This window comes from Flavobacterium cauense R2A-7 (assembly GCF_000498475.1).
Classification (GTDB): domain Bacteria; phylum Bacteroidota; class Bacteroidia; order Flavobacteriales; family Flavobacteriaceae; genus Flavobacterium; species Flavobacterium cauense.
In genome coordinates this window covers 46335-59193 of the sequence record NZ_AVBI01000014.1, presented here as the reverse complement: position 1 = coordinate 59193, position 12859 = coordinate 46335, and the positions used below count along the sequence as shown (strand labels likewise).

The 12859-nt window shown below is 41.0% G+C and carries 15 protein-coding genes; all 15 read right to left on the bottom strand.

Annotated elements, in window-relative coordinates; translation table 11 throughout:
- Positions 1-9: 9 nt before the first annotated feature.
- Positions 10-459, bottom strand: coding sequence for an acyl-CoA thioesterase (locus FCR2A7T_RS06375; protein ID WP_035117642.1), 450 nt, complete (start codon positions 457-459; stop codon positions 10-12).
- A complete protein-coding gene (locus FCR2A7T_RS06370; RefSeq protein WP_081709371.1) occupies positions 434-1720 on the bottom strand; it encodes an ABC transporter permease in 1287 nt (428 codons plus the stop codon). The genes FCR2A7T_RS06375 and FCR2A7T_RS06370 overlap by 26 nt, the downstream gene beginning before the upstream one ends.
- Positions 1710-2465 (bottom strand): ABC transporter ATP-binding protein, encoded by a 756-nt coding sequence (locus tag FCR2A7T_RS06365; protein ID WP_023570462.1) that lies wholly within the window; start codon positions 2463-2465, stop codon positions 1710-1712. The genes FCR2A7T_RS06370 and FCR2A7T_RS06365 overlap by 11 nt, the downstream gene beginning before the upstream one ends.
- 4 nt (positions 2466-2469) lie before the next feature.
- Positions 2470-3465, bottom strand: a complete 996-nt coding sequence (locus tag FCR2A7T_RS06360) for a BtrH N-terminal domain-containing protein (RefSeq protein ID WP_035117638.1) — start codon at positions 3463-3465, stop codon at positions 2470-2472.
- A complete protein-coding gene (locus FCR2A7T_RS06355; RefSeq protein ID WP_023570460.1) occupies positions 3465-3869 on the bottom strand; it encodes a hypothetical protein in 405 nt (134 codons plus the stop codon). Before FCR2A7T_RS06355 ends, FCR2A7T_RS06360 begins: the two co-directional genes overlap by 1 nt.
- A complete protein-coding gene (locus tag FCR2A7T_RS06350) occupies positions 3870-4331 on the bottom strand; it encodes a darC2 protein (protein ID WP_023570459.1) in 462 nt (153 codons plus the stop codon).
- A 3-nt stretch (positions 4332-4334) separates the two neighbouring features.
- On the bottom strand, positions 4335-4769 hold the full coding sequence (locus FCR2A7T_RS06345; protein WP_035117636.1) for a hypothetical protein: 435 nt from the start codon (positions 4767-4769) through the stop codon (positions 4335-4337).
- Positions 4769-5902, bottom strand: coding sequence for a beta-ketoacyl-ACP synthase III (locus FCR2A7T_RS06340; protein WP_023570457.1), 1134 nt, complete (start codon positions 5900-5902; stop codon positions 4769-4771). Before FCR2A7T_RS06340 ends, FCR2A7T_RS06345 begins: the two co-directional genes overlap by 1 nt.
- A gap of 19 nt (positions 5903-5921) precedes the next feature.
- Complete coding sequence (locus tag FCR2A7T_RS06335) at positions 5922-6824, bottom strand: hypothetical protein (RefSeq protein ID WP_023570456.1); 903 nt, start codon at positions 6822-6824, stop codon at positions 5922-5924.
- 59 nt (positions 6825-6883) lie between these two features.
- Positions 6884-8539 (bottom strand): phytoene desaturase family protein, encoded by a 1656-nt coding sequence (locus tag FCR2A7T_RS06330; RefSeq protein WP_023570455.1) that lies wholly within the window; start codon positions 8537-8539, stop codon positions 6884-6886.
- Positions 8540-8606: 67 nt separating this feature from the next.
- Entirely contained in the window at positions 8607-9488 is an 882-nt protein-coding gene (locus FCR2A7T_RS06325; RefSeq protein WP_023570454.1) for an LpxL/LpxP family acyltransferase, read from the bottom strand.
- Between the two features lie 6 nt (positions 9489-9494).
- On the bottom strand, positions 9495-9746 hold the full coding sequence (locus FCR2A7T_RS06320) for an acyl carrier protein (RefSeq protein ID WP_023570453.1): 252 nt from the start codon (positions 9744-9746) through the stop codon (positions 9495-9497).
- A gap of 2 nt (positions 9747-9748) precedes the next feature.
- Complete coding sequence (locus FCR2A7T_RS06315) at positions 9749-10975, bottom strand: beta-ketoacyl-[acyl-carrier-protein] synthase family protein (RefSeq protein WP_023570452.1); 1227 nt, start codon at positions 10973-10975, stop codon at positions 9749-9751.
- A gap of 16 nt (positions 10976-10991) precedes the next feature.
- The gene (fabG, locus tag FCR2A7T_RS06310) at positions 10992-11723 is read right to left on the bottom strand and encodes a 3-oxoacyl-ACP reductase FabG (RefSeq protein WP_023570451.1); all 732 of its coding nucleotides are present in this window, start codon (positions 11721-11723) and stop codon (positions 10992-10994) included.
- Positions 11724-11729: 6 nt separating this feature from the next.
- On the bottom strand, positions 11730-12842 hold the full coding sequence (locus FCR2A7T_RS06305) for a WG repeat-containing protein (RefSeq protein WP_023570450.1): 1113 nt from the start codon (positions 12840-12842) through the stop codon (positions 11730-11732).
- Between the last annotated feature and the right edge of the window lie 17 nt (positions 12843-12859).

Below are 12859 nucleotides of genomic sequence, written 5' to 3'. Positions count from 1 at the left end.
ATTCGCTTCTTATTTCAATAAACCCACTTTACGTTTCCATTCTTCAAAAAAGGGCGGAAAATTCAGCGATAAATTGCCGTTTCCATCCACAAATACCTGAACGGTTTCCCCTGTGCAGGCAATTTCGTTATTGGCATCGTAAATTTTATACCTGAAAATCATTTTGGCAGCCGGAGAATCGACAATGGTTGTTTCAATTCGGGCCACATCGCCGTAACGTAACGACAATTTATGTTCGCAATTCGATTTTACAATAGGCGTTGTATAGCCGTGCTCATGTACATCCAAATAGGAAATCCCGTGTTGGCGGCCAAATGCTTCGCGTCCATCTTCAAAATAAGTGATGTAATAGCCGTGCCAGACAATACCCAACGGATCGGTTTCATTAAAACGAACACGTATCTCTTGGGTAACCGTAAGTTCCGTGGCTTCGTTATACTGCTCTTTTCTTTTTATCATAGCCGATTGCAATGGTTATTGTAATTATAAAAAACAAAAGTAATAAATTAATTTCGGGAAGGATTTCAACGATGTTTCCGTTGCGCAAAAGCACGTCGTAAAAAGCATTCAATCCCCAGTTCATCGGCGAAATATGGGACACATATTGCATGATTTTCGGCATCGCAAAAACAGGCACCCAAACACCACCAATGGCTGCTAAAATCACCACAGAGGTCGCTCCAAATGGTGCCGACTGTTCCTGTGTCTTAGCAATAGTTCCCAAAAGTATTCCGAATCCGATAGCGGCTAATCCGGAGAAAAGCGCCACGATACTCATCAGCAGTAATTTACCGTCGACATCCAAGACCGGCAATCCCAAATACGGGAAAAGATAGACACCTACAGCTACCATCAGGAAAAACTGTATCATGCAAATCATTAAATAAGTAGCGGTTTTACCGGCAATAATTACGGCATACGGCACCGGATTGGTAATCAATCGGATTTGTGTACCCTGTCCTTTTTCCTTCACAATATTGATGGAAAGCGGCACTACGATAAAAAATATGGCGAACAAAGCCCAGGCCGGAACATTGTGTTGTACCGAATTGGGAAGAATTTCCTTGTCGTTGACTTTTGGAACGATTTCTTTGAAGGTAATGAAACTTTCCTGTTCGAAAATCGGTTCATCACCTTCGCCCAACTGATCCTGAAACGTACTGTAAATGGATTGGGTTTCAATCTGAGAAATCATTTTGTCGATGGCACTTTTCACCGCATTTTTGAAGGTTAGCTGGGTGGCGGGATCAAAATAAAGTTTGACTTCTTTGGATTTCACCACTACTTTTTCTTTAACAACCGAAGTGGTGTCTTCCAAACCTAACTGGCTGACAATTTTCCCGACATTCTGGTTTACTTTCAGTTGTAAATCGGCACTCAATTTTTCGGGAATAACGATGGCCAATTGGTATTTCCCTTTAAAAACAGCTTCTTTGGCCGAAGCTTCGGTTACCGTTGCGCCGTCTATTTTGGTTACGATTTCAAAAGAACCGCTTTCGTTTAAATTTTCTTTGACGGTTTTGGATATGTTGCCGTTATCGTGATCCACCAAAAGAATCGGAATACGGCTTTCATTAACCGATTTGAACGTACTGTCCTGAATCAGCGTAATGGTAACAATCAGCACCAATGGCATCACGAAAAGGATTACCAATCCGCCGAAATCCCTTTTTAATAAGAGCATTTCCTTGTAGACCGACATTAAAAACTTATACATCATCACGAAGCTCTTTACCGGTTAATGAAATAAAAACATCTTCAAGATTGTGCGCATGCGGCGTTCCGTGAATCAGTCCGTCCGGCGTGCCTTCCGCATAAATTTTACCTCTGTCGATAATGGCAATCTTGGTACAGAAATCCTGTGCTTCCGTTAAATGATGGGAAGTATAAATTATTGTCGTTCCTTTTGAATTCAATTCTTTCAGATAGTCGATAATGACGTTTTTGGACTGTACATCTACGCCTACTGTCGGTTCGTCCAGAAATAAAACCGAAGGTTGATGCAGAATACCCGCAATCAGGTTCACGCGGCGTTTCATTCCTCCGGAGAACGTTTCGATTTTTTTATCGGCAAACTTCAGAAGCCCTAAATGGTCTAATGCTTCGTCTACTTTCCGATGCAATTCTTTGCCTTTCAAGCCATACATGCTACCGAAATAGCGAAGGTTTTCACGCGCTGTTAATGTGGGATACAAAGCATATTCCTGAGGTACAACCCCAATTGTTTTTTTTATTTGTGTGGCATTCTTATCGTAGGAAAGTCCGCTGATGGTAAATTTTCCTGCAGTGGGTTTCACCAATCCGCATAACATGGAAATCAGTGTAGTTTTCCCGGCACCGTTAGGACCTAACAATCCAAAAATTTCGTTTTTTTCAATCGACAGACTTAAGTTGTTGACTGAAAAATCATCGGCATCTTTATACTTTTTATAAAGCTCTGAGATATGGATTATCGGTTCATTCATGGAATTAAATGGCCTTTTTAAGTTTTTTGAAAAAAGCTTCTTCCAGATCGGCTAACTTTAATAATTCATCGGCCAGGCTGTTGTAAACATCAGTTTGATTGCTTCGGTTTTTGTATACACGGGCAGCGTTTACGGCAAAATCGCGCCATAAATCGCCAATCGTAGTCATTTCAAGGGAAAGTTCCTTCAGTTTTTCATTTTTCAGGATAACCGAAGCCTCCTGAAGAAAAGCCGCATAGATGAATCGGAAGCCCCCGCCTCCGGTTCCGATTTCTTCCTGCATACGCACCAATTGCGCCAAATAATGATTGGCTACTTTCACGCCTTTTTTAGCAGGCCATTTTCGGATACTCCGTGACAGAAAACGCATGGCCGATACTCCAACAATGGGCACCGGAGCCAGCATGTCGTTACACGTATTTTTTATTCCTTTCTTTATTGCTGTTTCCCAATCGATTACCGCCGGAATGGCAACCGGATAGTACATTTGTCCTTTCGGCGCTAATGCTCCTTTGGCAAAACGCACTTTCTCTAACTCTTTCTCGGTTAAAGTAGTAACGGTTTCCATAACGGGATCGCTGATTAAAAAGGTATCGTCTTTTTTACCGTACACCACCAGATTGTGGGCATTAAAATGAAAACGGTATTCGTCGGGGAAATATGTCAGATTGTAAACCCCAACCTGTAATCCGGAAGGAATATTGTTTTTAAGATTGTCTTCCAAGGCTTTTTGCGCCGATTGCGGATTGGAAAACTTAACGCGTTTTACTTTAATCCCCAATCGTTTCGCAGCTTTATTAAATATAAAACCAGGCATTGGACGGTAACTTATGGCCGGGGCGTGATTTACCTTTAGCAAAGGCAAATAGAAAAAAAACAGTCCCGAACCGATTCCGAAAACCATGGGTTCACTAATGTTTATTCCCTGATGCTTCAGTAAATTGGAAGCAACGCCATTCTCGCAGTGAGCGGACTGATGATGAACAAAATTAGTCTCCATTATTCTCCTTTATAATTTTTTAGCTCGGCTACCGAAATTTCAAAAGCTTCGGCATATTTCGCTAACATTTTATCATTCATTTTTTTAAAAACCGATGGCTTTCCGTGACGTTTAACGCGCCAGGTCCACATTCCTACATAACCTGCAAGCGTCATCCAGTCCATTTTATGTACCTCCATGAAATACACAATCGGACTCAATGTTCCGTTTTTCACTCCTGCTTTCGCTGCTTCGATGCGTTCGTTAATATCCTGTATCGAATTTTCCAACGCGATCGTTTTGGGTTCCCAACCGGTACTTAAGGCGGTGGTATAATTCCCGTTTTCATCGGTGGCATAGCAAAGCTCTTTCATGTTATTGGATGAAAGATTACTGTTATCCTGTGGTACTTCTTCCTTCTTCATTTATCGTTTCTCCTGTATGAATAAATTTATTTCTGCTTCAAAAAGCAAAACCTCATTGCAAAATGTGGTGCACATCATGGTACAAATACTGTAATCGTCCGTATCGAAACGGGAATGCAAAACCGCATTGGTATTGATGGTCGTTCCTACTTTTGGTAAGGACAACACTTTTACTTTTTTAATACCGCTGATGAATCCGATTACTTCCACATCGTCTTTTACCTGATGGTTTTCATCTAGAAAAAAGGACTGTCCTACTATTGAGGAACAGGTTTGCGCCGCATTTTCAATCAGTCCTACTTCGGCAAAAGCATCATTTTCCACAAAAACATTATCGCTTTTGATTTCAAAAACCGTTTTCACTTCCTGATGACTGAGTTCCAAAATCCAGTCAACCATCAGCATTGGTTTGCGGTGTGGTAAATAGTGCTTTATGTCGATAGTATTTTCGTACTGCTCCATAATTTAAGATGCTAAAACCGTTTTCATTTGTCCGCGGGCGATTTCCTTGTCGTTGACTTTAGAAACAATATTCACTAAGGTTACTCCCATAAACTCCTGAAGGACATTAACGGTAGTTTCAATTTTCTCACCCAAAACCGGTAATTCGGCAATGGTGATTGATTTTATAGAACCGATGTAACCTGTTGGCGCGGGTTCGTTTTTCAAATAAAACTGATACCCGGTAAACAAGGCAACCGATTGGGCCATGTGTTCGATCAACCCGGATTCCTGAAACGTTCCGGCATTGAAAAATATATTATCCTCTGCAACCGTCAACCCTGCCACCACTTCATTTTCAGAAAAAGAAAGCAGTTTGTCAACCATTACAAACGGAAATTTCTGTGGAATCAGACTTCCTACAAAATCTTTGTCCAGTATAGGCAATATCTTTTCCATTAGCAAACCGTTAAATATGCATAAGAATAAGAAAAACGACCGCTTTCCGGAACCGACAACAAGATTGTGTCGCCTTTTTTCAATTGTCCGGAATTCATCAATTCTTCCAGCATCAGATAGATTGATGCCGAACCCACATTTCCGACTTTTTTAAGGTTCATGAACCATTTTTCCATCGGAACTTCTATACCTTCTTCTGCCAAGGCTTTGTATAATCCCGCAACAAAATAGTGCGATGAAACATGCGGTAAAAAATAGGTGATATCTTCCGGTTTCAAATTGTTTTTCGCCATCGCCGCCTTCATACTTTCGGCACCTTTTACAAGGATATGTTTGTCCAGTATTTTCACATCCTGTTTGATGGAAAACACAGATTCGGTAAGCCATTCGCTCGATTTATAATCGCTCCAAGGCTTGATTTGACCGTTCTCCATTTTATCGCCTCCGGCATACATGCAGGCTTCCAGTTCATGAGCGTATGAAAACGCTTCCATCCATTCGATTTTCAAGGAATTTTCGCCTCTTGGTTTGTTTTCCAATAAAAAAGCAGCGGCGCCGTCAGACAACATCCAACGCAAAAAATCTTTTTTGAAAGCAATAATCGGTTGTTCTTCCAAACTTTTAAGATTCACTACTTCGTTTTCGAATTTATCAGCAAGCATCCAGGTAGAAACCCTTTCCGAACCGGTACAAACGGCGTTATTGGTGTTTCCCGATTTCACGGAAAGATAGCCGAATTTCAACGCATTCATTCCGGCATTGCAAACACCGGAAGAAGAATTTAGTTCCACCGAACGGTTTTTCATCAGACCGTGTACCATAGCGGCATGAGACGGCAATAAGGAATCCGGAGTTGACGTTCCGCACGAAAGCAATTCCACTTCGTTGCGTGTAAAATTGCTATCGAAAAGTGTTTCGATAGCGTTGTTGGTCAATTCCGCATTCGTATGGGTAGGTTTTCCCTCTTTATCCAAAGCGTAATACCGCGATGTAATTCCGTTATTGCGCAGAATTATTCGTCGGGCTTTTGAGGCCGAGTTGTTTATCAGCCCAAGGAACGATTCCATTTCTTCATTGGTAACCGCTTCGTTAGGCAAATATTTCCCCGATTTTGTTATGTAGACTTCAAGCATATTGTATCAAAAATTCCTTTTAAACCCCTTTATAGTAGGCTTTTTCTTTCTTAATTTTCGCATATTTCAGCGGATATGTAAAAAGGTGCAAGATATAGACAATTGGTGACATTACCCAAATTGCCACCAACAAATAAATATTAAATCCTTTTAACCAAGCTGGTCGTGAATTTGTTTTTTTGATGATTGCATTGGCCCATATTTTAAACATCTTATTGGCTTTTTTATCCATTTCAATCAGAAACGGACGAATTTCAACCGCATCGTTGGCCACCAATTCCTGCTGTAGTGTTTCGTAAGAATTCATTTTCAGGTGCTTCAGGATTACCGTTCCGAACTTTGAAGATTCCTGAATGTCTTTCTCCGACACGCCCGGTTTTGGAAAAATGCCGAGATATTTTTCTTTTTTCCCTGTAAACATCCATTCGACAATGGTAATCACACTCACATGATTAATATGACGGTCTACCAAAGCAATATTTCCAACCAATTGGGCACCGGTATTTTTCAGCAGCACTTTCATTTTTTCCTGCGCCAAAGCCCACATGTTCCGGCATCCGATTAGTGTAATTAATGGTGTATTCTCCAATAATTCTTTTGCAAACTCACTTTTCAGAAAGGAGTTTACCGGAATGGAAGGCGAAAGGTACCACACCTGATAAGCCAAAATAACCAAATCGTATTTTTTAGCCATCACTGCTTCCGAAGGACGATGAATTTTGGCCGGAATCTGCAAAAAGGATTCGGGAAAAACATTAAAAAACTCTTTCGCTTTCCAGGGAAAAGGAAAAGGTTTTTCCATGTCGACGGTACAAAATGTAACGGAAACATCAGGGTCGTTCAAAAGCGGCTGGGCCACATTTTTTGCAATTTCCCCCAACTGACCGGATTGTGTATAATAAACTACAAGTACGTTTTTCATTTCCTTATTTTAGCATCGGGGCAAAGATAAAATTGCTCCTGTTTTTTCAAAACTGTTTTTTACGAATTAACGGTTACTTCCTTGAAAGTTCGTTTTTTATCTTCTCGTTTCTTATGAATAAATTCACTCCACGACGAAGGATTTTCCGCATCAAAAATAGTGATTTTCTGATTTTCATCGGGAAGCAACAAATCATCCGACTTGCAGTTTAAAATTCTTGCCGCTGCTTCCAATCCGGAATAGGTTGCGCCGGTAACTCCGTGTGACAATGTACTGGCGCCACACAAATACAGGTTTTCAAATTCGGTTTTATTCTTAAATGAAAACGGTCCGACCTGACGCAGTGTTTTTTCGGTGCCGTACACATTCCCGCGGGTGGAATTGATGTAAAACTGATTCGTTTTCGGAGTCCCTAATTCGGCCTGAACAATGTGCTGGCGGGCATTCGGAATTATTTTTTCAACACTGTTTAAGAACTTCTCAATAATCCTGTCTTTGAACGCCTGATACTCCGGACCATGGTAATCCTCGGCATCAAACGTAGCAAAACTATCATAATCTACATACGTTACCACTTCGAAATTATGATACCTGCCGTTAAAACTCACCGGATCTTTAATCGTAGTACAACTCATGAAAAAGGCCGGAAACTCTTCCCCTTCAAGAATATTTCCTTTGGTTAGGGTTTCAAAATGACTATCGATATTTTCGTCCTTGAAATTCCAGATATTTCCGGAATCGATGCCGAATTTTGTCACGTCCATATCCAACGTCAGAAACAAAATAAGCGAGGTTACCGAATACTTTGTGCCTTCGAGTTTCTTTTTGAGTTTTTTGCTGATCTTTTCTTCACCAATCAACCGCAGATAGGTTGTGGAAGGATCGGCATTGGAAACAATAGTTTTGGCTTTGATTTGCACACCATCGATTAATTCGACTCCGATTACCTTTTTATTTTCTATCAGGATTTTAGCAACCGATTGCTGCGTGCGAATAACACCTCCGTGACTTTTAATTTTGGACGTCATGGCTTTTACGATACCACTTCCGCCGCCCATTGGGTAAAAACCACCGTCGGCATAATGATTCATCACCGAGCAATGTACCGGAAAACTGGCTTTGTTGGGCGGTAAACCGTGATCGCCACATTGTGCATTCAAAACGGCTTTCAACATAGGATCTTTCACATGCCAGTTCACCACTCGTTTCAAGCTAAAAAGCGCAAATTTCCCGAAATGTTTGGTACGAAACGGCACGGTTATGTTTTGCCAAAATCCTTTCAGTTTCGGGATCAATTGCAGTTCTTCGCTGACTTTTATAACCAAATGAAGGTATTCTTTTATGTTTTTTTCCTCTTTGGGAAAATGAACAATTAAATTATCTTTCAGATTTTCAATTCCTGCCGGAATATCAATTTTTTTCCCGTTTATGATACAATGATCGTAGGCTTTCGGATTCATTCGGAAGAAAACGATATCGTTGGCAACACCCAATCCTTTATATAAATCGCTGGTGGATTGCCCTTCGTCCAGAAGTCCGATATAATGTACTCCGGGACTAAACCGTTGTCCGTTTAAGGTAAAACTGTGGCACCAGCCACCGGGAACAGAATGTTGTTCCAGCACCAAAACTTTTTGTCCGGCACGGGACAGACATAGCGCAGTGGCTAAACCTCCGGCACCTGAACCAATAATAATTGCGTCAAACTCTTCCATAATTTTAAAGGATAATTAGCTAAAATTGGAAAGAATCGGATTTATCAATTTTCGCCGGATTTGTATTTTATTTTTCCGATTTGTTCCAAAACAAAAAGTAATTGAACCATTGCAGCGGATATTTTTCAAGGATGGACTCCACACTTTCGACATAAGCCTTCAACAATCCTTTTTCGTCACGTTGTTTTACATTAGCCATTCTTGCATACAAATGGTAATGTAAATTTGGTTCTTTCATTACATACACAAAAACCACGGGAACTTTTAATCGCGAGGCAATCAGAAACGGCCCTGCCGGGAAATGGGCTTCTTCTCCCAGTAAGGTTTCGGTCATGATTTTGCTTCCTTCGAAATAACGGTCGCCGGTAAAACAAATCAATTCGTTTTCGGACAAAGCTTTGTTGATTTCAAAAATATGGGACAAATCATCTTTTACGATGATAAATTTCACGGAAGGTTTTTTGGTAACACGCTCCAGATATTCTTTAATCACCGAATGTTCGCCGTCGGACGTCACCAGATTAATCTGGCAATCCAAATCGATTTCCCCGAAAAAATGTTCGGCGATTTCAAAATTACCCACGTGAGCGCTGATCAGTACACCGCCTTTTTTTTCTGCCAGAAGTTGGTGCAGTAAATCAACCCCGTCAAATTCATAGGTGAATTTATTGCGAAGTCCGGCTGAAATAGCGGTTTTATCAATTAATGTCTGCCCAAAAGTGAAGTAACTTCTGTAGACCATTATTTTGGCCTTCAGGTAAGAATACTGAAGTCGGTTTCGGAAATAATAAAATGTGGCCTGATTGGATTTCTTTTCAAACAGAAAATAATAAAAAGCTACAAAAATCAAAACAGAATAGGCTGCTTTGATTCCGAGCTTTTTTATGCAAAAAACAAAAATTTTATACCCTAAAAGAGTTCCTTTGGATTTTCCATCCCACTGACTCATAGCGTATTAATTCTTGTTCTGGATTTTGGTTTCAATTAGATTATAGAAGTCCTGAAAAGTCGCGATTCCTACAAAATCTGCTTCTCCCAGTTTTACGCCAAAGTTTGCCTCGATGGTTACTACCAAATCCACATAATCCAAACTATCTAAACCCAATGTATCTTTAAGGTTTGATTCCGGGGAGATTACTTCTGCATCTACTTCAAACTCATCCACTAAAATCTCATTAATCTTCTCTAAAATCTCTTCTGTATTCATATTTACTCTTTAAATTTCTTTACCACAACTGCTGAATTTGTTCCTCCAAATCCAAAAGAATTCGACAAATATATATCAAATTTTTTATTTACGGTCTCGGTCGCAATATTTAACTTTTGGGAATCCTCATCGGGATTTTCGAAATTAATATTCGGTGCGATAAAATCATTTTGCATCATAATCGTCGAATAAATCACCTCACTCGCTCCCGCCATCCAGCATTCGTGACCAGTCATGGATTTTGTGGAACTTACGTGCGGATTACTTTCCCCGAAAACTTCATGAATTGCTTTCGCTTCATTGGCATCACCAAGTGGTGTTGATGTGGCGTGTGCATTGATGTAGCCCACTTCACTCGGATGTACGCCCGCCTGTTCCAAAGCGCGTCGCATGGCTGTTGCCGGTCCTTCTACATTTGGTGTAGAAATATGCCCGCCGTTTGAGGAAAAACCATACCCTATGATTTCCGCTATAATTGGTGCGCCGCGTTTCACGGCCGATTCATAACTTTCTATAATTAAAGTTGCGCCACCACCGCTTGGCACCAGTCCGTCACGGCCGGCATCAAAAGGTCGGGAAGCTTTGGCAGGTTCTTGTTCGTTGGGTGAAAAAACGCCCAATCCGTCAAAACTCGCCATGGCGTATTTGTTGATTTCCTGTGCGCCTCCGCAGATGATCATGTCCTGCATTCCCTGTTTGATTAACAGAAAACCTAATCCTATGGAATGCGAACCACTCGCACAAGCCGCACTGATGGTCATGTTTACACCGCGCAATCTGAAAATGGTAGACAAGTTCATGGTTACGGTAGAGTTCATCGATTTGAAAATCGCTCCGGAACCGATTAACGCCGTATCTTTCTTTTCACGAATGATATCGGTCGCTTCAATAATGGCTTTCGAAACACTGTCGTTTCCGTACAGGATTCCCACTTCGTTTTCATCGAAATAACTGTCTTCGATTTTAGCATTTTTCAATGCTTCGATTGTTGCCATATAGGCATATTCCGTTTCTTCCCCCACACTGATGCGTTGGCGACGGCTTAACAGGTTTTTTAAATCCGGTTTCGGAACCATCCCACTGATGGCCGATTGAAATCCGAATTCTTTTCGTTCCTCATCATATACTATCCCTGATTTTCCTTCGTAAAGCGATTGTTTCACTTCTTCCAACGAAGTTCCTATACAGGAATAAATTCCCATTCCGGTAATAACGACCCTTCTGTCCATTTTTTAAAAAGTAATGTTATGAATAAATTCCCCCGTTAATATTAATAACTTCTCCTGTAATATAGCCTGCTTTTCGTGACGCTAAGAAACCAACCAAATCGGCCACTTCTTCCGCTTCCCCGAAACGGTTGGCCGGTACCATTTTAATCAATTCTTTTTCATCCAAATCGCTGGTCATGTCGGTACGGATAAAACCGGGCGCTACTGCATTCACGGTAATATTACGTTTTGCCACTTCCTGAGCCAAGGCTTTGGTTGCTGCTACAACAGCGCCTTTTGCTGCCGAATAATTGGTTTGTCCCGCCGTTCCTTTAACCCCGGAAACCGACACCATATTTACGATACGGCCGTATTTATTGCGTAACATTCTTTGGATGAAGAAATTGGTCACGTTGAAAAAACCATTCAGACTGGTGTTGATTACATTGGTCCAATCTTCGTGCGACATCCACATGAACAAACCGTCGCGTGTGATGCCCGCATTGTTCACGATAACTTCAACCACTGCTTCCGGATTGGCTTCCTGCCACGCGGTCAGTGCATTTTTCACTTCTTCCGCATCGGAAACATTGAATTTTATAATTTCACCGGTTGCGCCTTTTTTTACCACTTCTTCCAAAGTTTTTTCGGCTGCTTCCTGATTGAACTGATAATTGATCAGTATATGATAATTTTTATCTTCTGCTAATTTCTGACAGATAGCACTTCCGATTCCTCGGGAGCCTCCTGTTACTAAGGCACATTTCATATCTTCTTATTTTTCAAATAATTCGGCATTTTCAAACCACTTTCCGCCTAAAACGCTTCCGTCGGGTTTGATATAGCCCCATTGTTTTCCGGATTTGACCCGTGCCAAACCGTTAAGGAATCCTTTATCACTCTTTTTAAACAACGCGGCTAAACCACCTGCTGTGATTTGGTAATTAGCAGGAATCACCATTTTTCCGCTGGTATTGATGAAGCCCCATTCCTTGTCTTTTACCGGCGCCAATCCGTCTTCAGAAAAAACTTCGGCATCAGCATAGGCAGGTTGTACTACATAGTCTCCTTTTAAATTGATGTAGCCCCATTTTTTTCCTTCCGAAACCGGCGCCATATTTTTCACAAAAGCTCTGGCTTTATCAAATTTAGGCTCGATAATCCACTTTCCTTTCATATCAATGAAACCGATTTTATCCCCTTTTTTGGCATAAGTATTGTCCTGTGTATGGAAATCCCAGATTTTATCCACGCCTTCAATAGCGGTAAATTTATTGCCGGAAACCAACCCAAATACTTCGCCTTTTCTGGCCCAAGTGGTATTTTTGAAAAAGTTTCCGATTTCATCGTATTCAGCATTCACCACCAACTTACCGGCTTTATCGATAATTCCCCATTTGTCGTTCAGTTTCACGCGGGCAAAACCTTCGTCAAATGATTTAATAATCTGATAGGTCGGCTGAAGGATAATATCGCCTTTTGGATTGATCAATCCAATTTTTTCATTTTGTTTTATGAATGCTACGCCTTCTTCAAAGTCAAATACTTTATCGGAAGTTGGCATTTTTAAGGTTTCCCCTTTTTTGTTAATGTAGAACCACTGCTTTTCTTTTTCGACCACACAGATGCCGCTGTTGAAATATTTCGCATCCGAAAACGACGGCTGGATTACCCAATCCCCTTTCGGGCTGATAAAACCCCATTTCCCGTTTTCTTCGGCAGCCGCCAACCCTTCTGAAAAATTCTTTGCCACTTTAAATTTCGGTTGAATGGCAAACTCTCCGGTTTTAGTGATATATCCGAATTTCCCGTCCTGACGCACCAAGGCTAATTCTTGTGCCGAAACCAACTGTACCAACAATACTAATAATAAAGCGACTTTTTTCATAATTAATAGGGTTTTAA